General features: G+C 73.0%; 16 protein-coding genes. 8 read left to right on the forward strand and 8 right to left on the reverse strand.

Annotation, left to right across the window (positions count from 1 at the left end):
* Positions 1 to 10: 10 nt before the first annotated feature.
* A complete protein-coding gene (locus WME89_RS46405; protein WP_438005962.1) occupies positions 11 to 625 on the reverse strand; it encodes a hypothetical protein in 615 nt (204 codons plus the stop codon).
* Positions 626 to 1,633: 1,008 nt separating this feature from the next.
* Between WME89_RS46405 and WME89_RS46410 the strand changes: the two genes are divergently transcribed.
* Together WME89_RS46410 and WME89_RS46415 are read left to right on the forward strand one after the other, a co-directional pair.
* Complete coding sequence (locus tag WME89_RS46410; RefSeq protein ID WP_438005963.1) at positions 1,634 to 2,719, forward strand: ATP-binding protein; 1,086 nt, start codon at positions 1,634 to 1,636, stop codon at positions 2,717 to 2,719.
* 10 nt (positions 2,720 to 2,729) lie between these two features.
* Positions 2,730 to 5,135, forward strand: a complete 2,406-nt coding sequence (locus WME89_RS46415; RefSeq protein WP_438005964.1) for a DUF5682 family protein — start codon at positions 2,730 to 2,732, stop codon at positions 5,133 to 5,135.
* Between the two features lie 403 nt (positions 5,136 to 5,538).
* On the opposite strand, the gene WME89_RS46420 is transcribed toward WME89_RS46415, so the two are convergent.
* The 3 genes from WME89_RS46420 to WME89_RS46430 all read right to left on the reverse strand — a co-directional run bounded on the left by WME89_RS46420 (position 5,539) and on the right by WME89_RS46430 (position 9,734).
* The gene (locus WME89_RS46420; RefSeq protein WP_438005965.1) at positions 5,539 to 6,459 is read right to left on the reverse strand and encodes a transposase; all 921 of its coding nucleotides are present in this window, start codon (positions 6,457 to 6,459) and stop codon (positions 5,539 to 5,541) included.
* A 583-nt stretch (positions 6,460 to 7,042) separates the two neighbouring features.
* On the reverse strand, positions 7,043 to 8,350 hold the full coding sequence (locus tag WME89_RS46425; RefSeq protein WP_438005966.1) for a hypothetical protein: 1,308 nt from the start codon (positions 8,348 to 8,350) through the stop codon (positions 7,043 to 7,045).
* Between the two features lie 10 nt (positions 8,351 to 8,360).
* Positions 8,361 to 9,734, reverse strand: coding sequence for a hypothetical protein (locus WME89_RS46430; RefSeq protein ID WP_438005967.1), 1,374 nt, complete (start codon positions 9,732 to 9,734; stop codon positions 8,361 to 8,363).
* A gap of 296 nt (positions 9,735 to 10,030) precedes the next feature.
* Between WME89_RS46430 and WME89_RS46435 the strand changes: the two genes are divergently transcribed.
* From WME89_RS46435 to WME89_RS46450, 4 genes are read left to right on the forward strand one after another with little or no spacing between them, the layout of a single operon-like run.
* The gene (locus WME89_RS46435) at positions 10,031 to 10,801 is read left to right on the forward strand and encodes an ABC transporter ATP-binding protein (protein WP_438005968.1); all 771 of its coding nucleotides are present in this window, start codon (positions 10,031 to 10,033) and stop codon (positions 10,799 to 10,801) included.
* Positions 10,798 to 12,054, forward strand: coding sequence for an ABC transporter permease (locus WME89_RS46440; protein WP_438005969.1), 1,257 nt, complete (start codon positions 10,798 to 10,800; stop codon positions 12,052 to 12,054). The genes WME89_RS46435 and WME89_RS46440 overlap by 4 nt, the downstream gene beginning before the upstream one ends.
* Positions 12,051 to 13,298, forward strand: coding sequence for an FtsX-like permease family protein (locus tag WME89_RS46445; protein ID WP_438005970.1), 1,248 nt, complete (start codon positions 12,051 to 12,053; stop codon positions 13,296 to 13,298). The genes WME89_RS46440 and WME89_RS46445 overlap by 4 nt, the downstream gene beginning before the upstream one ends.
* Positions 13,295 to 14,659 (forward strand): sensor histidine kinase, encoded by a 1,365-nt coding sequence (locus WME89_RS46450; protein ID WP_438005971.1) that lies wholly within the window; start codon positions 13,295 to 13,297, stop codon positions 14,657 to 14,659. Before WME89_RS46445 ends, WME89_RS46450 begins: the two co-directional genes overlap by 4 nt.
* Here the strand turns inward: WME89_RS46450 and WME89_RS46455 are convergent.
* Positions 14,652 to 16,094: a sigma-54-dependent transcriptional regulator gene (locus tag WME89_RS46455; RefSeq protein ID WP_438005972.1), complete on the reverse strand. Its 1,443-nt coding sequence runs from the start codon at positions 16,092 to 16,094 to the stop codon at positions 14,652 to 14,654. The two genes, WME89_RS46450 and WME89_RS46455, sit on opposite strands and share 8 nt — an antisense overlap.
* A gap of 80 nt (positions 16,095 to 16,174) precedes the next feature.
* Here WME89_RS46455 and WME89_RS46460 point away from each other — a divergent pair, with 80 nt between their 5' ends.
* The gene (locus tag WME89_RS46460; protein WP_438005973.1) at positions 16,175 to 16,495 is read left to right on the forward strand and encodes a hypothetical protein; all 321 of its coding nucleotides are present in this window, start codon (positions 16,175 to 16,177) and stop codon (positions 16,493 to 16,495) included.
* On the opposite strand, the gene WME89_RS46465 is transcribed toward WME89_RS46460, so the two are convergent.
* The 3 genes from WME89_RS46465 to WME89_RS46475 form a co-directional block, all read right to left on the reverse strand.
* Complete coding sequence (locus WME89_RS46465) at positions 16,469 to 17,428, reverse strand: hypothetical protein (protein WP_438005974.1); 960 nt, start codon at positions 17,426 to 17,428, stop codon at positions 16,469 to 16,471. The genes WME89_RS46460 and WME89_RS46465 overlap by 27 nt on opposite strands.
* Before the next feature lie 214 nt (positions 17,429 to 17,642).
* Positions 17,643 to 18,314, reverse strand: coding sequence for a hypothetical protein (locus WME89_RS46470; RefSeq protein ID WP_438005975.1), 672 nt, complete (start codon positions 18,312 to 18,314; stop codon positions 17,643 to 17,645).
* Positions 18,315 to 18,459: 145 nt separating this feature from the next.
* Positions 18,460 to 19,386 (reverse strand): LysR family transcriptional regulator, encoded by a 927-nt coding sequence (locus WME89_RS46475; RefSeq protein WP_437657388.1) that lies wholly within the window; start codon positions 19,384 to 19,386, stop codon positions 18,460 to 18,462.
* A 154-nt stretch (positions 19,387 to 19,540) separates the two neighbouring features.
* Between WME89_RS46475 and WME89_RS46480 the strand changes: the two genes are divergently transcribed.
* A complete protein-coding gene (locus WME89_RS46480) occupies positions 19,541 to 19,861 on the forward strand; it encodes an antibiotic biosynthesis monooxygenase family protein (protein ID WP_438005976.1) in 321 nt (106 codons plus the stop codon).
* Positions 19,862 to 20,127 lie beyond the last annotated feature (266 nt).

The raw sequence follows: 20,127 nt of genomic DNA on the forward strand, positions 1-20,127 counted from the left end.
AGGCAGGCGATCACCTCGGTGCGAGCCGGTCAGCGATGTCGTCGCAGGTGGCGTCGTCCACGGCCTGGCAGTTGCTCAGCCCTGACCACGGCACCCAGACACACCCCTCCTCGGAGTCTTCCTCGCACGCTTCTTCCATGGACGCAGGTATCTCGACATCGCAGATCTGATGCAGAGACGGCGCCTCCCACGTGTCGTCCTGGCAGGGCGGCTCGTCGGGGGCTCCGCAGTGCCTCTCGCGGGTCTGCACGAGCGCGGTGCCGTCGCCCAGCACCACGATGAGCGACTCTGTCTCGTCGATGAACGGTCCGGGGGTATCGAGCGCCGAGAGGACGCCCCCGCCGCCCGAGAGCAGGAGCCTGGCCGCGCACTCGAGCGCCTCTCGTGGTTCCGCGGCGAGGTGCCGCGAGATCTTGTCACAGCTCAACTCAAGGCCGCACGCGAACAGGTCGGGCGCTGTCTCGGGCGCGCTCGCGCCGCCGCCGCCGCCTTCGCCGGAGGGGTCGGTCCCGGTATCCGGCTCGGGATCGCCCGAACCGTCGACCGCGCCCGAGCAGGCGGTGACGAACGGGACCTGCGCGGCGACCAGCAGGAGCGCGACCCAGGCGAGTCGATGTGCTTTCATGATCATCCTCTTTCCCTTTCCAGTGGGTGGGGGGAGCCGTCCGTGAGTGCGGCTCCGTCCGCGAGCGCGGTCGTTGCAAGCTGCGTGCTCATCTGCCCCATGGGATTGCGATGACGCCGCCACCCTCGATCTGGCGCTGTCCACGATGCGCCAGCGGGGAACAGGGCACGGAGCTCAGCCAGACCCAGCCCCCTTCGGTCGACTCAGCTTGGCACATACTGGCAGAGCGATAGAGGCCTCGTCGCGGCCTCCGGGACGTGCTCTGACCACCGCGCGACAGCCTGTGTATCGCCGCGATCCTGCTCGGCCGAGCCCTGTCCTGTAGCTGAGGCGTTCGCGCTCGGTTCGCAGAGACCGCCGAAGCACCGGGCGCCCGCGGCGAAGTAGCCCTCTGGGAAGAAGATCTCACCGCTGCCGCCGCGGATGCGAGAAGTCCAGTCGCAGTGGGTGTGCGTCCGACCTTCCCTGCGCGAACACTGGAGAGAGACGTCGTCGCAGTACTTGCCACGGCAGGCGAAGCCCGACACGACCTGCCCATTTCCAGCGTTCTATTTTTTGCAGCATCATCCATCTCGCTGACGCAGGCTATCGACGTAGCCCCCACGACCGCGACCAGCATCCCAGCAGTTCGGCTCATGACCTCGTCCTCCTGCACCGGGCCAATCCCTCCCAGACCCCGAGCTGCGACCAGCTCATTGCAAGCCCGGAGCCAGGCATGCACGGTTGTGAGATTGCGGGTGCGCCAGCGAGGCGCGCCTCCGGTGGAGACGGAGCGCGCCCCGGCGGGAGCTCGCGCGAAGCACCGGGCGCGGCGCGCGGGCCGGACGATCGGGCTCCGCGCGGACGAGGTGCGGTCCCCGCGTCGGGGCACGGTCGGCTGGGTCGGAGTCGTCGAGAGCCCCTCCTGCCCCGCTGAGGCCCGCCGGGACAGCCGGCCCCTCCGGGAGATCGCCTCCGCTCGTGTCGTTGCTCTCCCCGCCCCGTTCTGGGGTAGCCTCTCCCCGCCCCATGAGCGACCTCCGCCAGCCCGCCGAGACCAAGTACGAAAACGAGCTCGCGGCCCTCGCCGCCGAGGACACGGCAGCGAAGCCGCCCGGGTGGCGCCTCTCGCCGAGGGCCGTGGAGACCTACATCCTCGGCAGCGACAAGCCCGTCGGCGGCGTGGCGATCACCCCCAAGTACATCGGCGATCGCTCCCTCGTGCAGGTCGCCCTCGCGACGCTCGCCTCCGACCGCGCGCTCATGCTCGTCGGCGAGCCCGGCACCGCGAAGAGCTGGCTCTCCGAGCACCTGTCCGCGGCGATCAGCGGGACGAGCGCCCTCGTCGTCCAGGGGACCGCGGGCACCAGCGAGGAGCACGTCAAATACGGCTGGAACTACGCCCTGCTCCTCGCCGAGGGGCCGTCGCAGAAGGCGCTCGTGCCCTCGCCCATCCTCCGCGCCATGCGCGACGGGCGGTTCGCGCGGTTCGAGGAGATCACCCGCACCTCGTCGGAGATCCAGGACGCGCTCATCTCCATCCTGTCGGAGAAGCAGATCGCCGTCCCGGAGCTCGACGAGGTGGTCTCGGCGCAGCGCGGGTTCAACCTCATCGCCACCGCCAACACGCGCGACCGCGGCGTCAACGAGATGAGCGCCGCGCTCAAGCGCCGCTTCAACTTCATCACCGTCCCGGTCGTCGACGACCTCGAGCAGGAGATCCGCATCGTGCAGAAGCGCGAGGCGGAGCTGCGCGGCGATTACCAGGTCGGCGTCGAGCCGCCGGCCGAGCTCGCCAAGCTGCTCGTCACGCTGTTCCAGGAGCTCCGCGCCGGGGTCACCAAGGACGGCAAGACCAAGGTGAAGACCCCCGGCTCGGTCCTGTCGACCGCGGAGGCGATCAGCGTGCTCTTCAACAGCGGGATCCTCGCGCAGCACTTCGGCACCGGGAAGGTCACGGCCGACGACCTCACCCGGTCGCTCCTCGGCGCCGTGAGCAAGGAAGGCGGCGACGACCTCAAGGCGGTCCGCGAGTACTGCGAGACCGTGGTCAAGGGGCGCGCCGGGCTCTGGAAGGAGTTCTACGCCGCCTCGAAGAAGCGCCTCGCGCCCTGAGGGAGCCCCGATGGATCTCGACCGGCTCGCCTCCGTCCACCTCTTCCCGGTGCGCCACCACTCGCCGCGCTCCAGCGCGACGCTGCGCGCTTACCTCGACGAGGTGCGCCCGAAGGCGGTCTTCGTCGAGGGCCCGAGCGACGCGACGGCGCTCCTCGAGGCGCTCGTCGACCCGAAGACGGTCCCGCCGGTCGCGATCCTCGGCTACCGGACCGACGGGACACCCGCGTCGTCGCTGTGGCCTTTCGCGGCCTACTCGCCCGAGTACGTGGCGGTGAAATGGGCCTTCGAGAACGGCGCGCGCGTGGAGCTCATCGACGTGCCCGTCGGCATGACGCTCGCGCCGTTCGAAGGCGCCACCGTCGGCCACGACGACGTCGAGGACCCAGGGGGGCACGAGGGAGAGGCGGGGCGCGAGGGAGAGGCGGGGCGCGAGGGAGAGGCGGACGGCGAGGGCGACGAAGGCGACGGGCCGGCGAGCGCGGGGGGCGAACACGAGAGCATCTACGAGGCGTGCGCGCGGGCCCGGGGGTTCCGGTCGTTCGAGGAGTTCTGGGAGGCCTCGTTCGAGGCGCCCCGGTACGATCCAAGGTCGTTCCGCGAGGCGCTGCTCGCCTACGCAGACCTCGCGCGCAGCGACGGCGACCGGCTGGTCCACCGGGCGCGCGACGCGTACATGGCGCGGTGCATCCTCGAGCGCATGGGGACGGACCTCGCCCCGCACGAGGTCGCGGCCGTGCTCGGCGCGGCGCACGCGGCGGCGTTCGCGGCGCGCGACGTCGACCCCGCGCTGGAGGCGCGGCTGCCAGCGCCGGTGCCGTGCGCGGTGACGCTGATCCCGTTCAGCTTCCCGCGGCTCAGCGAGCAGCTCGGCTACGGCGCTGGCAACCGGGCGCCGCAGTACTACCAGCGCGCGCACGACGCGGGCGGCGACTTCCGGCGCGCCACGCTCGAGGTGCTGATCGACTTCACCGAGCACCTCCGCCTGCGCGGCTTCATGGCCTCGCTCGCCGATACCATCGAGGCCTTCCGCCTCGCGGTCGCGCTCGCCGAACTCCGCGGCAAGGCGGAGCCCGGCCTCGACGAGGTGCGCGAGGCGACCATCGCGACCATGTGCCGCGGCGACGCGACCCACGTTGACGGATTTCTCTGGCCGGCAGTCATCGGGCGCAACGTCGGTCGCGTCGGGAGCCGTATCGGGAAGAATTCGCTCCAGGAGGAATTCTGGCGGGAGGTGCGCGAGCGCAGGCTCCCCGCCACGGATGCGCCCGAGTCGTTCCGGCTCTCGCTGACGAACCAGGTTGAGGTCGGGACGAGCGTGCTCCTGCACCGGCTCCGCATCGCGAAGATTCCCTACGCGGCGTACGCCGGCACACGGCGGACGGGAGGCGCAACGCGGCGGCGCGGGCAGGCGCCACAGGAGGTGCCGCCGGACGAGCTGCTCGGGCAGCTCAGCGAGACGTGGGAGGCGCAGTGGACGCCGGCGACCGACGTTGCGTTGGTCGAGAAGATCGTCCTCGGCGATACGCTGGAGGAGGTGGCGACGCGGCTGCTCGAGGAGGACCTCGCGGCGTGCCACACGACGGGCGAAGCCGCCGACGTGCTGCTGAACGGCGTGCTCGCGTCGAGCGCCCGCGCCGCAGCCGCGGCGCTGCGCGCGTGCGACCAGTTCGCCGCGGGAGACAGCGACCTGCCGTCGCTCGCCCGCGCTTGCCGCGCCTTCGCGGGGCTCGCGTCGTTCGGGTCGTCGCGGTCGCTGACGTCCCTCGGCGACGCCGTGATCGCGCCAATGCTGGAGAAGACGTTCGCGCGCGCGGTCCTGCGCGTCCACGGGGGCTGCACGGGCAACGATGAGGCGGTCGCCGCGGCCAAGGAGGCGCTGCGCACGCTGCACGACGTGGCGCTGTCACAGCCGATCGTCGACCGCGGGGCGTGGCTCGACGCGGCGCGGGGGCTCGTGGACAGCGAGGTGGTGAACCCAACCGCGTCCGGCCTCGCGTGCGGGCTGCTCTACCTGGCGCAGGCGATCGACGACGCCGAGGTGACGCGTATCGTGGGCCTGCGGCTCGGGGGCGCGGCGGAGCCCGAGGCGGCGGCGGCGTTCCTGGCCGGCTTCCTCGAGGTGAACGCGCTGGTGCTGGTGAAGAGCCGCCCCGTGGTCGAGGCGCTCGATGAGTTCCTCGGGGGAATCGCGCCGGAGCGCTTCAAGGACACGCTGCCGATCCTCCGGCGCGCGTTCGCGGGGCTCGGCGCGACCGAGCGGCGGTATCTGCTCGAGAACGTGCTCGCGGCGCGGAAGCTCGGGGACAAGGCCCGCGCGGCGCAGGCGGTGCTCCTGGAGAAGGACCGCGAGAAGCTGAAGGAGATGAGCGAGGACCTCTCGCAGGCGATGGACGACCTGGATGAGCTGCTCTGACGGCCACGACCCGACCCAGGTTCATGCGACCGAACCCAGGTTCATGCATGCGACCGAACCCAGGTTGAGTTCTACCTGACCTGACCCGACCCGGGTTACCTGACCCGACCCGGGTTGAGCTCTCAGAATTATGAATCTGGGCTCGTCTACCATAAGGAAGGTTCCGTCGGTTACGCAGAGCCGCCGGTGGACTACCTCTCGCACCGCTTCGAGCGCGCTCAGCGCAGCAAGACGCATGCGTGTCCACGCGCGGTATGCTGCGCGAGGCATTCGCCACCTGCTCCGCATTCGCAGGACGAGCGTTCCCCATGACGGCGAGTCGAAGCCGTCACCCGCCCTTACTTGTCCCGCTGTAGCGCCGTCCGCCCTTGCTCGACCTGCTGTCGAGAATCCGCAGATGGTCCTACACCACGAGCACCACGTCGTTCACGCTGACACCGTGAAACATGCGCATCCACCATGTGCCGGCCGGGAACACGGCATTGCGTACACCCGCACGCCAGCTTTCGAGCGCAGCGCGATACGACGCCCGAAACGCACGCACTGCACCAGCGGCGGTTTTCCACGCGCCACCTTGCTCGCGACCAACAGCAAATGTCGGATTCCGACCGCGCAACGCCTCGAAGCTCGTGACACGCTCGTAAGGGGAGACCTCACACGCTCGCTCGGCACCCATGAAGTGGAGCCCTCGCCGCGTCACCTCCGCATGGGCCTCCGCTTCCTGTCGCTCCAGCTCTGCCGCAACCTCACAGCGAAACCCCTCCGCGGTGTCGTGCTCGACTGTGGGCGGCAGCGCGAGTGGCAGCGCAACTTCCTCGGGCCACTGTGGATTTTCCGGATCGAGATAAGCCGAGGGGCGAGAAGCATGCAGCATGCCACGGCCGATCTCACCCACATCCACCTTGGCGCCTGGCCATTCCCTCGCATATGGGACGAGGCCGGCGGCCACGGGGTTCGCAAGGACATAGGCGATCTTTTCCACCACGGCCGCGCGCGTCAGCAGCCGTACCACGCTCGTGGCCTCATGATCCCATACCGGCCCTTCCCACTTTCGCAGCACCTTCGTCCCAAGCGCGACGACGCGGTGGAAGAACTGCAAGAAGCGCGGCAGGACGCCCTGCACATCGGTCACGACGAGGTGCAGATGCGTCGACATGGCGCAAAGGGCATGAACCTCAACGCCGTAGCGGCGTGCTGAGACAGCGAGGGCGTAGACCAAAAACTGGTTGATGGCCCTGTCGGGGCGAAAGAGGAAGTGCCGGCGCAGAACGCGACGGGTGATCAGGTACGTGGCGCCTGGATTGATCTCGCGAGGCTGACTCATGGCCGGAGCACGCAGACAAGCGCTGCGCCATGAGCCGGCGTGAATGATCTCAAGGACTTGTCCCGCTGTGGGGGTGGCGGCCGCCGGTTTCCGTCAATTTCCGCCACCCGGAGCCGTCGCGCGCGACGCTACCGGAACCTGCGGGGGGCTGCGAATCTGCGCTGGGTTGGGTTGCTGGATTGCCGCAACCTAGTGGCACCGCCAGTGGCACCGCAACCTGAGTGGGCCGCCGCCCCGCCGGGTCCGCCGGGTCCGCAACCTGGGTCGGATTGCCAACCTGGGTCGGATTGCCAACCTGGGTCGGATTGGGTCCGCCCCAACCTGGGTCGGATTGCCAACCTGGGTCGTGTCCGCCTGCCCCCGCCCCAACCTGGGTCGGATTGCCAACCTGGGTCGGATCCGCCCAACCTGGGTCAGGTCCGCTACCTGGGTCGGGTCCGGCGGATTCCGCCCCGACCTGGGTCGGATTGCCAACCTGGGTCGGATCCGCCCAACCTGGGTCAGGTCCGCTCTGTCCGCTGACCTGGGTCAGGTCCGCTGGCCTCACTTCGGCGCGCGGTGCACGCTGGGTCAGGTCCGCTCCTCACTTCGGCGCGCGGTGCAACGCCCCTGTCTTCGGCCCGCCGGCCCACACGCTGATCCAGTAGACATTCCTCCCGTCCACAGCGATCCCCCACGGATAGTCCAGGTTACGCGCGCGCGTCGCGAGGTCGCTCCCGTCGAAGCGCGCGCTCTGCACCTGGCCGTCCGTTTCCCGCGCCGTCGTCCAGAAGACCCGCGCGTCGTCGAACGCGAGCTCCGCCGGCTCCTGCGGCAGATCCAGAACCACCCGCTCCAGAGCCTTCCCGGGCGCGAAGGTGGCAATCGCCTTCCTGACCACCAGCCAGAACGCGCCGCCGTGAGCCTTCAGGCCCTGCGGCCGCTCCAGCTTGTCGTACAGCCTCTCCGCCTCGCTCGGCGGCGCGGCATCGCGCCTGACCCGGTAGATCGCCCCGTCCGCCGCCCCGGCGCCCGCGGCGGTCACGTACACGTGGTCGGCGTCGAGCGCGACCCCGCTGGGGAGGCCCGCGATGGTCGCGAGCAACACCCTCTCCGGCGCGGCGCCCAGCGACAGCGCGAACAGCCCGCCGTCCTCGAACGCAGGGGGCGTCCCCGCCTCGACCCAGTAGAGCGTGCCGCCATCGACCGCCATCGCCGTGACGTTATGGACCTCCGACGCGAGCGCGGTCACCTCGCCGCCGGCCTTCGGAACGGCCGCGATGCCGGCCCGATGCGCGAAATACACCGTCGCCTCGTCGAGCACGAGCGGCCCCGGCTGCGACTGCTCCTCCGCGAGCACCACCGGCGTCCCGCCCCCGGCGTCGAGCCGCATGACGCTGCCATCCGGCGCGTCGCCCGAGCCCTGGTTCGACCAGTAGAGCCCGGACTCGTCCATCCTGAGGAACGTCGGCAGCGGCAGCTCCCCGGCAAGCACGGTGGCGTCGCACGTGCCGCGATCGCAAGCATCGGAGCACGTCACGCCGCAGGCTCCGCAATGCCCCTCGTCCTCGAGGAGCCGAGCCTCGCACCCGTTGCCCGCGTCGCCATCGCAGTCGGCCCGCCCGGGGTCGCAGGCGATGGCGCACGCGCCCGCCGCGCAGAGCGCCGCGGCGCCGTCCCCGGCGGGGTCCGCGCACCGCACGCCGCACGCCCCGCAGTTCCCGACGCTCGTCTCGAGGGCGGCCTCGCAGCCATTCTCGCTGATCCCGTCGCAATCGGCGAACCCTCGCGGACAGAGATCCTGCGACGGAGCCCCCTGCCCGGGCGGCGTGTCGTCGGGCGAAGCGCCAGGAGAAGAGCAGGCGGCGAGCACGAGCGCGCCGAGGCATGCATGGAGAGTGTTCGGTCGCATCGGCGTCTCCTCAGAAGTTCGGGTGGACGATGGGCAGGAATGCAATGCACATCTCGTCGAGCGTCGACTCGCCGAGGACGATGTCCCGCGGCGCGGGCAGGTGCTCCTCGACGAGCTGCGCGGCGAGCGCCGGGTTGTCCTTCGTGTTGTCGTAGGTGCAGCGCAGATCGATCCTGTCGCCCGAGCGCAACGCGGGCAGCTCGTCGATCGGCGCGTCGTAGCTGTAGACCCTCTGCCAGTTGAAATCCCACGCGGGCGTCTGGACCAGACAGGTGCTCTCGGCCCCCGCCCGCCCCGGATCCGCGTGGATCTGCTCGACCTTCATGTCGACGCCGGCCCGGTGCATGTGGACACCGGCGCCGTAGATCGATACCTCCGGGATCGGGAGGTCGATGGTGAACTGCATCCGCTCCACGTGCCCTCTGGCGTCGGCCGGGATCCTGAACTCGACGCTCCCTCGGTCGCCCGGACCGGGCAGGAGCGCCCCCCGGCTCGAGAGCGGCTCCTCCGCGTTGCCGAGGAGCAGGTTCCGGAGCGCGCGGGGCGGCCTGGCCTCGTTGAGACGCAGCGCGACCCTCGTCGCGTCGGGCGAGGACGGTTTGCCGGGCTTCGGGTGGTAGTGCACCTGCATCACGATCAGCGCGTTCGCGGGCAGCGAGATCCCGATATCGGAGGGCAGCTCGAACGCCTCCGTGCCGGGCGCCCACCCGCCGAGCAGCGTGGTCTCGGAGAGGTGCACGCCGCCGAAGCACTCGTAGCTGCCGCCCTCGCCGCCGAGCGCCTCGCTCTCGCGGCGAGCGTCGATGTAGAGCAGCGCGTGGTGCACCACCTCGTGATTCCCCGGCAGCACGTCATAGCCCTGGACCCACGCCTCCTCCGCGAGCGCAGGGTCGAGCACGAAGCATCGAAACTGATCGGGCCCCTCCGCCGCGGCGTACGGCATCCTGGGCACGAGCTCCAGGTCCGTTCGCGACAGGCCCTGAGCGACAGGCGCGTAGGGGGCCGGGGCGTCCGCGGGATCCCCCTCCGGCGCGCCGGCGTCGCTCCAGGCGCGGAGCATGGCGATCTCGTCGAGGGAGAGGTGCATGTCCCCTCGGAATGGACGGGGCGGCGCGCACTCGTCTGTTGGAAGGGCTCCCCACGGCGGCATCCGCCGCGCCGCGGTCTCCTCGGCGATGAGCGGCGCGAGCGCCTTTGCGCTGGCGTACGACGACAGGCTCACCGGCGCTGCGCCGCCTTCAGCGTGGCAGCTCAGGCAGCTCTTCTGGAGCAGCGGCTCGATGTCCTTGTGGAATGTCGGGGCGCTCGCGCTCGACGTCGCCTCGGGAGAACAGCCGGAGACGAGCGCCGCGGCGAGCGGCAGAGAGAGGATGAGAGAACGCATGCGCGGCGGCAAAGCAGGCGGCGTGCCCGCGCCGATCGGCCCTCGCTGCCGGGCCGCGCGCGCCGCCGGCTGTCCGCGTCCGGACAGGTGTCCGCGCCGAGGGCGGACATGTGTCGTTCTCCGGCCTCCACGCGGCGGCGCCGCGCCGGTGCGGCCCTGGCTCGCCGGCAACGCCGCGCCGGTGCGGCCCTGGCTCGCCGGCGGCGCCGGCGCCCGGGCGCCGATCCGGCGCCGGTGCGGCGCTTGCTAACCCCGGCGAGGAGGGCGGGCGCTCCCGGAGCGCGGCCGAGGCAGCGATGATACGGATGACGAACGTCACGAAGGTCTACCGGCGCGGCCTGTTCGAGACCCACGCGCTCTCCGGGTTCACGCTGCACGTCGCGCGCGGCGAGTTCCTCAGCGTGATGGGCCCTTCCGGATCCGGAAAGACGACGTTCCTCAACGTCGCCGGGCTGCTCGATCCGCTCGACGGGGGCGAGTATCTGCTCGAAGGCGAGCCGATGCAGGGGCTCTCGGACACGCGCGCGAGCGCGATCCGGAACCGGAAGATCGGCTTCGTGTTCCAGAGCTTCCAGCTCATCGCCGACCTCGACGTGTTCGACAACGTGGAGGTGCCGCTTCGCGTCCGCCGCATGGGTGCGCGCGCGCGGCGCGAGCGCGTCGAGCGCGCGCTCGCGGACGTGGGCCTGAGCGGGCGGCTCCACCACCGCCCGAGCGAGCTCTCGGGAGGCCAGCAGCAGCGCGTCGCGATCGCCCGCGCGCTGGTCGGCGAGCCCTCGCTCCTCCTGGCCGACGAGCCCACAGGCAACCTCGACTCCCGCTCGGCGCGGCAGATCCTGGACCTGCTCGAGCGCATCCACGCCGGCGGCACGACGATCGTCATGACGACGCACGACCCCGAGCTGGCGGCGCGGGCGCGCCGCAAGGTGCACGTGCTCGACGGCAAGCTCATCGATCCGTGGGCCCCCGCGGCATCTGCGGCATCTGCCGCACCCGCTGCGTCCGCATCCCCCGCTGCGCCCGCGGTCCCCGCGGAGACGGACGCGACGGCGGAGGGCCGCACATGACGCTCAGCCACGCGCTCCGGCTGGCCCTCAGGAGCCTCGGCCGGCAGCCGGGTCATACCGCCATCCTGCTGCTCTCGTTCACGCTCGGCCTCGCGGCGTGGACGGCGGCGCGCGCGGTCCTCCACGAGCGCAGGTCCGACCCGTTCGCGTCCGTGCGCGGGGTCTACTTCGTCTCCATCCCGCGGGAGGGGGGCGCCTTCATCGAGCCGGCGGCGATCGATCCCCCGAGCCTCCGCGATCGCGTCCTCCTCGAGAGCATCCACCCCACGCGCAAGAGCGACCAGTACGCGGCCATGGCCGCCGGGAGCGCCGACGGCCGTTCGCTCGTTCCAGTTCAGGTAATTTTTTGCATGCGTGACCTCTTCGGGATCATGGGCGTCCCGGTCCGGAGCGGGGCGATCTGGTCGCAGGCGGAGGGCACCGGCGAGGAGCGCCCGGTCGTGCTCTCCGAGGCGGCCGAGCGCGCGCTGTTCCCGGGGTCGAGCGCCCTCGGGCGCACGCTGCGCCTCTTCGGGGAGCCCTTCCGGGTCGCTGGCGTCGTCGCGGTGCCGGCCGCCCCCGGCGCGCGCACCCCGCGCCAGGCCCTGGTCTTCGCGCCGAGCGCCGTCGGCATCGCGCTCGGCGTCCGTCCGCTGCTGTTCCACGAGCGCGAGGATCCGGGCGGCAGCTTCGACGCGTTCGCGGCCTCCGACAACGGCTGGCTGGCGCTCCTTGTCGAGCTCCGCGACGAGCCCCGCCGGGCCGCGTTCCAGGCCGAGCTCGACGCCCACGCCGCGAGCGAGCGCGCGCGCGGCCGGCGCGTCCTCGGGGCCGAGCTCGTGCCACGCGAGCGCATGCACGCGCGCCGCGCCGACGACGCCGGCACGATGCTCTTCGCCCTGCTCGCCGACGTGCTCCTCGGGGCGTGCACGCTCAACGTCGCGCGGCTGCTCGAGGGGAAGTTCCGGTCGAAGCGGGCCGAGATCGCCGTCTACCGCGCGTTCGGCGCGAGCTCCCGCGGCGTCTTCCTCGAGCTCCTGCTCGAGGCGGCGCTCGCGGCCGCGGGCAGCGCCGTGCTCGCCCTCGGCGTGGCCGCGGCGGCGCTCGCGGTCGTCAACCGCGTCATCCACGATCGGCCGGTCGACTACCACCTGGACGCGCGCTCCTCCGCCGCGGCGCTCGCGGCCGCGCTCGTCGCGGGGCTCTGCGCCGGGGCGTACCCGGCCCTGCGCGCGGCGCGGCGATCCCCCGCCGAGGGGCTCGGGCGCTCGTGATCGGCCCCGTCGTCCGGGCGCTCGCCCGCCAGAAGATGCCCGCGCTCCTGGTGGTGCTCGAGACCGCCTTCGGCTTCGCCCTGGCCGTGCAGGCCTCGGGGCTCGCCCTCCACTACGCCCGCGCCGCGTCCGCGCCGCGCGGCATCGACACGCGGTCGCTGCTGCTCGCGGTGACCGAGCGCGACGGCCCGAGCTTCGCCTCCCGCGACGAGCGCGAGGCCGCGGTCCGCCGCGACACCGAGGCCCTCTCGCGCGCCGCCGGCATCCGCGGCGCCGCCGAGGCGACGTCGTCGCCGTACAACCTCACGCACCGGGAGGTCGTCGAGGCGACGTCGGCAGACGATCCGCACGACCCGCTCGACCCGCCCCCCCCGCGCGCGCTCGCGTGGATGCTCGACGACCGCGGCGGTGCCGCCGCCGTCCTCGGCCTCGCCCCGCTCGACGGGCGCCTGCTCGTGCCCGGGGACGCCGCGGCCACGGCGGCGACGCCCGCCGTCGTCACGCAGGCGCTCGCGGCGCGCCTCTTCCCGGGCGGCCGCGCGGTCGGGCAGGTCGTTCGCCGGAGCGCCCGACGGAAGCCGCTCGCCATCGTCGGCGTCGTGCCGTCGTTCCGCGCCTCCCTCGGGCCCGATCCCGACGCCGAGAGCGTCCTCTTCGCGGCCGACGAGCCGCCGCTCGGCCGCACGCTGCGCTACCTGATCCGGCTCGGCCCGACCGGCGGGGAGGGCGGCGACGGGGCCGCCGACGAGGGCGCCATCGCGCGGGTGCGAGAGGCCCTCGAGCGCGCCGACGCGCGCCGCCTCGTGATGGTCCGCAAGCTCGACGAGGGCGCCGAGCTCGACACAGGCACGAGCCGCGGCGCGGGCGGCCTCGCCCTCACGCTGATCGGGATGACGCTCGTCGTGGTCTTCCTGGGGCGCGTCGGGATGGCCTCGCTGCTCGTCTCCGAGCGCCGCCAGGCCCTCGGCATCCGCCGCGCCCTCGGCGCGACCCGCGCCGACGTCGCGCGCCTGGTGCTCGTCGAGAACGCGGTGCTCACGACGGCCGGCCTCGCGGCCGGCGCCGTCGCCCTCGCGGCGCTCCGGGCCGCGGCGCGCGCCGTCGCCCCCGGGCTCGATCTGCCCGTCGATCCGCTCAGGCTCGGCCTCGTCGCCGCGGCCGTCTGGCTCGCCGGCATGGCGGCGGCGCTCGTGCCCGCGCTCCGCGCGAGCGCCGTCTCTCCTGCCGAGGCCTCGCGCTCATGACGCCGCTCTCCGCACCGTCTCGCGTGCCACCGTTCCGCGTGCCGCTCCGCGTCCGGCACGCCCTCGTGGTGGCCCTGAGCTCGGCCGCCGCGTGCGCCGGGAGCCTCGCCGCCGCGCGAGCCCAGGCGTCGCTGCCCGCGTCCGCCGCGGCCGGGCTCGGGCTCGCCCTGGTCGCCGGCGCGCTCGCCTCTCGCCTCCTGCTCGGGCGCGCGCTCGGCCTGCTGCGCGCGGTCACCGACGGCCTCGCGAGCTTCGCCGAGGCCGACTACACGCTGCGCGTCCGGCAGGAGCGCCGGGACGAGCTGGGAGACCTCGTCGAGCGCCACAACCGCCTCGGCGACGCGCTGCGCGCGCAGCGCGACGACCTCTACCAGAAGGAGCTCCTGCTCGAGACGGCGCTCGACGCCACCCCCGTCGCGATGGTGCTCCACACGGAGGCAGGCCGGATCATCTACGGCAACGGCGCCGCGCGCGCCTTCTTCGCGGCGGGCGAGGGGCTCGGCCAGCGCACGCTGGACGCGCTGCTCGCCGGCGAGCCCGCGGAGCTCCGCGCCGCGATCGCCTCGGGCCGGGACGCGCTCGTGTCGGTCGAGCGCCGGGGCGAGCTCGAGACGCTGTACGTCGCCCGCCGCTCGTTCCGCCTGAACACCCAGGCGCACGTCCTTGTCTCGATCCGGTCGCTCACCCGCGAGATCTCGCGCAAGGAAGCGGAGCTCTACCGGAACGCGATCCGGCTGATCAGCCACGAGCTCAACAACTCGCTCGCGCCCATCTCGTCGCTGATCCACTCGGGCCGCCTCCTGCTCGATCGCCCGGGGCATCGGGAGCGGCTCGGCGTCGTCTTCGACACCATCGAGGAGCGGAGCGCGCACCTCGTCCGCTTCCTCGCCGCGTACGCCGAGCTCGCGCGCCTCCCGCCGCCCGCGCCCGAGCGCGTCGCGTGGCGCCCGTTCCTCGAGCGGCTGAGCGGGCTCGCGCCCTTCGCGCTCCGCGAGGCGCCGCCCGAGCCCGGGTTCTTCGATCCCGCGCAGCTCCAGCAGCTGCTCCTGAACGTGCTCAAGAACGCCGCCGAGGCCGGAAGCCCGGCGGACGAGATCGAGATCGCGGTGCGGCGCCTCCCGACCGGCGAGCTCGCGATCACCGTGGCGGACCGCGGCTGCGGGCTCCCGGACGAGGCGCTCGGGAAGGCGCTCCTGCCCTTCTACTCGACGAAGCAGCAGGGCCGCGGGATCGGCCTCGCGCTCTGCCGCGAGATCGCCACCGCGCACGGCGGCGCGCTCGCGCTGCGGCGCCGCGAGGGCGGCGGGCTCGAGGTGGAGTGCCGTCTGCCGCCTGCGCCGCCGGACGACCGCGCTACCTGAGCTTGCGCTCGATCTGGATCCCGAGCCGGTCCATGCGCCGGTAGAGCCCTTGCCGGCTCAGTCCGAGCGACGCCGCGGCCTTGGCCACGACGCCCCGCGCCTCGACCAGCGCCCGCTCGATCTCGGCGCGCTCGGCGGACGCGGCGCGCTCGACGGACGCAGCGGCGGACGCGGCGCGCTCGGCGGAGGCGACCGGGAACGCGGCGGCCGGCGCCGGCGGGGCGCGCGAGGCCGCGTCGAGCCCGAGGTCGGACGGCTCGATCGCCGCGCCCTTGCGCACGAGCACCGCGCGCGTGAGGCGGTTCTCGAGCTCGCGGACGTTGCCCGGCCAGTCGTGCTCGGCGAGCGCGTGGCGCGCGCGCTCGCCGAGCGCCACCCGCTCGCCAGCCGCCGCGGCGCCCGCGAGACGCCGCTCGAGCAGGTGGAGCGCGATCGGCACGATGTCCTCCGGGCGGTCGCGCAGCGCGGGCAACGCGAGCTCGATCACGTTGAGCCTGAAGTAGAGATCCTCGCGGAAGGACCCCTCGGCGATGGCGCGCGGGAGATCCCGGTTCGTCGCGCTCAGCGCGCGCACGTCGGCTCGTCGGGTGACGCTGCTCCCGAGGCGCTGGTACTCGCCCGTCTGGAGGACGCGCAGCAGCTTCTTCTGGCCGTTCAGCGACAGGGTGCCGATCTCGTCGAGGAACAGGGTGCCGCCGTCGGCCTCCTCGAACCTGCCGATCCGGAGGCGCGTCGCGCCGGTGAAGGCGCCCGCCTCGGCGCCGAACAGCTCCGCCTCGACGAGCTCGTCGGGGAGCGCGCCGGCGTTCACCTTGACGAACGGCCTGTCGCGCCGGCGCGAGTTCGCCTGGACGATGCTCGCGAGGAGCTCCTTGCCGGTCCCGTTCGGCCCGGTGATGAGGACCGGCACGTCCGCGGGCGCGACCTTGACCGCGAGGCTCACGACCTCGTGCATCGCGTCGCTCGCGTACACGAGCCCGGCGAGGTCGTAGCGCTCGGCGAGCTTGTGCCGCGCGCGCCCGCGCTGGGCCACGAGGCGCGCGTTCTCCTGCTCGAGCGACCGCAGCCGGGCGAGGTTGCTCACGACGGCGACGAGCTTCTGGTCGTCCCACGGCTTCGGCACGTAGTCGCTCGCCCCCGCCTTGATCAGCTCGACAGCGCCCGCGATCGACGTGAACGCGGTCATGGCGACGACGGGCAGCTCGGGGTCGATCGCCTTGATCCGGCGGAGCAGATCCATCCCCTCCTCGCCCGACGTCGCGCTCTGCCGGAAGTTCATGTCCTGGACCACGGCCCCGAGCTCGTCGCCGAGGATCGCGGCGATCGCCTCGTCCGGCGTCGCCGCGACGCGGACCTCCAGCCCGTGCAGCTCGAAGAGCGTCGTCAGCGCGACGCAGACAGCGGGCTGATCGTCGATGACCAGGATCTTCGGCACCCGGGCAGGATAGCCGTTCCCGGCCGCCCCACGCGCGCTCCGCGAGCCCGGCCCGACACGCGCGCCGCGCTCCGCGCGCCTTGCCCGCAGCAGCGCTCGACGTCCGCGGCCCCGCGCTCGAGGTGATCGCGCGGATGGGGCTCGACGACGCGGCCCGGCGCGCGAGCACCGACACCCTCGGCATCGCCAAGGGCTTCGCGCCCGAGACCCGCTGGGAGGTCTGGTCGCGCAACGCGAACCTCAGGATGCTGCGCTATCTCCCCTGGAAGGATCTCGTCTTCTCGTTGATGACCCGGGACAGCCGGCAGGCCGCCAGCGCCATCACCCTCAAGAGCCACCGCGCCGCGAGCGACAGCGCGGCTGCCCCGGCCGGCTCACTCGTCCTGCTGCCCGGCGCGTGACCAGCCGCCGAGCGTGACGCCCGGAGTCCGCTCCAGGAACTCCTGCACGCCAGGCGGCGGTGACGCCCACGCCGCGAGGCGAGCCGGGCTCCGCACGACCGGCGTCACGGCCGAGCGCGAGTAAGAGGTCCACGCGCCGTCGCTGCAGGCATAGCAGGCGAAGCGCGCGAGCTGCGCGGTGAGCCGGAGCGCGCCGCGGGCGTCGTAGGTCGGCGCGAGCTTCACGAGCTCCGGGGCGTCCTGCGACTTCCGCGCCGCCTCCGGGTCGTCCTCGAGCTCGTCGAGGAGCGCCTCGCCGGCGCGCTGCAGCGCCGGCACCCCGGGCGCCTCGGCGAGCAGGTCGACGACCGCGCCGCGCTCGGCGTCCCACGCCTTGAACGCCGCGGTCTCGGAGCCGTGCGCGCCGCACATGTCCATGTACGTCCGCTCCTCGATGAACAGGTACGGTCCCACGCTCCCGAGCACCGCGGCCCGGTGCTGGAACACGTTGCCCTCGTCCTGGTCCGGCGGCGTGATCACCGCCTGGCGCGCGCCGTCCCCGCGCCGCACGAGCTCCGCGTCGGTCGCCGTGCCCTCGCCCGGCCCGCGCGTCTCCCCGTCCCAGAGCTCGCAGGCCGTGGTCTCCACCTGCTTCTCGCGCGCCTCCCAGCGCCACTCCCCGCGCCGGGTCGCCACGACGATCCCGGGCTCCTCGCGGACCACCGCGCCGCCCGCGGCGACATGCCATGTCCTCGGCGGCTCATCGCCCGTGCTGCCCCAGACGAGGACCACCCCGCCGGAAGCGTCGTCCCCCGCCGCGTCGGGCTCGGGCGAGCGCGGGGCGGGCGCGATCTGGACGCTGGTGGCGGCGGGCGGCGCGGGCCGGGGCCCGGCGGCACAGCCGGAGATCAGCATCAGCGACACGATCGACGCAGCAGGTCGGGTGCACGGCATGCGGACCGCAGGAGCATGCCGCGTGCCGCGGAGCGCAGCCAGAAAAGCCCGCGCCGCGAGGGAGTCGGACGTCGCCGCACGTCGCCGCGTGTCGCCGCGCGCCCACGCCGCGTGGCAGCCGAACCCCGTCACCGGCCCCGCGAGCCGACGCTCCGTGGCCGCTGCGAGCCCCGGTGAGAGCGGCTCGTCAGCCGTCTCGACGCTCGATCCGTCCTCAGGCGCCGAGACGCGAGCGCGCCCGGCGCAGGAGCTCCCGCTGCGCGGCGTTCAGCCGGATCCCGGGCCGGCGCAGCCGGAGCCGGGCCTCCATCGCGTCGACGTCGTCCGCCAGCTCGCGCTCGAGCAGCAGCGCGGTCGCGAGGGTGGCCGATCGGCCGCGGCCGGAGGCGCAGTGCAAGTACACGCCGTCCACGCCGCGCAGCCGCTCGAGGAGCTCCCGGAGCCGCTCCACCTCGGGGCCCGTGCCGTCGAGCGTCGGCACGCAGAGGTAGCCGGGATGGCGGCGCACCGCGGCGGCCGCCGGAAACTCGGCCGTCAGATCCACGACCACCCGCACGCCCGCCGGCAGCTCGTGAGCGAGGGGGCGCCGCCCGACCCAGAGCCCGGGCGCCACCTCGTTGGCGCAGTCCGCCCACCCGCTCGCCCGCTCCGCGCGCCAGATCGCCCAGCTCAGGAGGAAGTACGGACCGAGCAGGACGAGCGCCCACGCGGCCTGCGTGCCGTCAGGCCGCTTGCCCAGCATCGCGGGCCGGCGCGCGAGGTACGCGGCGCCGACGAGGCCGAAGCTCAGCGCTGGCCAGAGAAGGACGAGCGCCGCCCCGCCGGCGATGACGCCGAGCGAGGCGATCGAGGCGCTCAGGGCGAGGAAAGTCAGGCCGTATCGCATGGATCCGGGATGCGTCCGCCCGGCCATGCTCTCACATCGGGTGCTCCTCGAAGAAGTCGAGCAGCCGCTCGCTCGTACTGTCAAAGTCTCCTCATCCGCGATTGCGCGTGCCATCCGGATGTGCGCTGTGGTCGCGAACAGCGTGTCACGCGCCCGGCAAAGCCGGTCTCGAGTCCACCGCGACGGCCCTCTGGATGGCGGCGCGCAGCCAGCGGTGCCCTTCGTCGCCCTCGGCGCGCTCTGGCCAGACGAGCGTCAGCGTGTAGCTCCTGGTCCCGACCGGGCACGGCCGCACCACGAGGTCGAGCTTCCGGGCCAGGGTCTCCGCGACGCGGCCGGACACGGTGAGCAGCAGGTCGGAGCCGGCGAGGATGAACGGGGCGACAAGGAAATGCGACACGGTGAGGGCCACCCGCCGGCGTAACCCCCGCTCCGCCAGCTCGCCATCGATGACGTTGTGGTCCTCGCCGTGCGGCGAGACCATCAGGTGCTCGCACGCGGCGTAGCGCGCCACGGTGAGCGTCCTCCGGGACGCGGGGTGGCCCCGCCGCATCACGCAGACGATCTCCTCGGCCGCGAGCAGCGTGGACCGGCAGCCGTCGGGCACCGGCCCGCCGCGCCCGAGCTTGGCGTCGAGCTCGCCGCGCCGCAGGAGCTCGGCGAAGTCCGCCGGGATGCTCCGGCTGCGCAGGTCGACGTGCGGCGCCTCGACCGCGAGGAGCCTTATCAACGGCGGAAGCACGAGCAGCTCCAGGTTGTCGGTCGCGACGAGCCGGAACGTGCGCCGGGACCGGCGCGGGTCGAACCGCTCGACCGGGCAGAAGACCTGCTCGAGCCGCTCGACGGCCTCGGCCGCCCTCGGGGCCAGGTCCCGCGCCCGCTCGCTCAACGTCATCTGCCTGCCGACCTGGATGAGCAGCGGATCCTCGAAATGGGCCCGCAGCCGCGAGAGCGCGTGGCTCATCGAGGGCTGCGTCACCCCGACGCGGCGCGCGGCCCGCGTGACGCTCTTCTCCTGGAGCAAGGCGTGCAACGCCACGACGAGGTGGGTGTCCACCGACTGCAGGCGCATGCTCGATGGGTAGCACGCCGATCCATCGACAGCATCTATGGGATGGGGCGCCGACTGTCGATTCGACGGCCGGGCCGTGGGCGCTTATCCCTGGTTGCCAGACGGCGCGCGCCGCTGCCGCGGAGCGCCCCTGCCCTCGACCCAGGAAGCTGCCATGATCATCGAGTACATCCGCTACACGATCCCCGCGGAGCAGGAGCAGGCGTTCCTCTCCGCTTACCGCGACGCCGGCGCGGAGCTGCGCGGCTCCAAGCACTGCCTCGGTCACGAGATCTCCCGGTGCGTCGAGGAGCCGACGAGCTACGTCGTCCGCATCCTCTGGGACTCACTGGAGGGCCATCTCCAGGGCTTTCGCAGGTCGGCGGCGTTCCCGTCGTTCCTCGCCAAGGTGAAGCCCTTCTTCGACCGGATCCAGGAGATGAGGCACTACGCCTCGACCGACATCGCAAGCGCGGCTGGCGGCGGCGGCCGATGAAGGGACGGATGGCCGGCAGGTAGCCCTCGTCCAGGGCGCGGGGGAGCTCCCGACATGGAGGCAGGCGGCGTCGGCGCGACCGCCGCGGCGGGCGTTCACGCCGCCACGCGCTCACGTTCCAGGTCGCGCCGCCCCTCGACATGCAGGAGGTCTTCGCGGGGGGCTGCTGCTATCCGAGCTTCGAGGCCGCCTGCGCCGGCCTCGGCTGCCCTGCGCCGGCCTGCCTGCGCCTGAAATCGAACCCCTTGCAGGCCCGGTGCGCCAGG

Source organism: Sorangium sp. So ce321, from assembly GCF_051530195.1.
In the GTDB taxonomy this organism is placed as follows: domain Bacteria; phylum Myxococcota_A; class Polyangia; order Polyangiales; family Polyangiaceae; genus Sorangium.